The organism is Limosilactobacillus galli (assembly GCF_947381495.1).
In the GTDB taxonomy this organism is placed as follows: domain Bacteria; phylum Bacillota; class Bacilli; order Lactobacillales; family Lactobacillaceae; genus Limosilactobacillus; species Limosilactobacillus galli.
This window is the reverse complement of the sequence record NZ_CANCWK010000108.1, coordinates 1-500: the sequence shown is the minus strand read 5'-3', so window position 1 is coordinate 500 and position 500 is coordinate 1. Positions and strand designations below refer to the sequence as shown.

The 500-nt window shown below is 42.8% G+C and carries 1 protein-coding gene; it reads left to right on the top strand.

Going from position 1 to position 500, the window contains the following annotated elements; translation table 11 throughout:
- The coding region (locus QOS10_RS09475; RefSeq protein WP_283595203.1) for an IS30 family transposase at positions 1-500 on the top strand (500 nt) is incomplete at both ends.

Sequence of the window (500 nt, the reverse complement as noted above, 5' to 3'; positions counted from 1 at the left end):
CTTAGAGATTAGCTTAACTGACTTACCAGATCATGGTATTCGCCGTAAGCGGGCTAAAGAAACTCGTGGTACTTTTAGTCATGGTCGTTCGATTGAAGATCGTCCAGCTGAAGCTTCTGATCGTAATATTGCAGGCCATTTTGAAGCTGATACAGTTTTATCTGGTAAGCGCAAAGGTCAAGCAGTAGCTACGTTTGTCGAACGCAAGAGTCGCCTTACTATCGTTAAACGGCTTGATGGACGAGATAGCACTTCAATGACTAAGGCTATCCTTGAGTTAGCTAATCAATTAGGAACTAATCTCAAGACACTGACGGTTGATCACGGGAAAGAGTTCGCCAACTACCAATCAATTGAGAAAAATACCGGCGTGCCGTTGTACTTTGCACATGCTTATTCTCCGCATGAACGTGGTAGTAATGAGAATCGTAATCGAGTGTTACGGCGATTTATTCCTAAGGGTCAGCCAATTGAAGAGATTAGTGATGATGAATTGATTC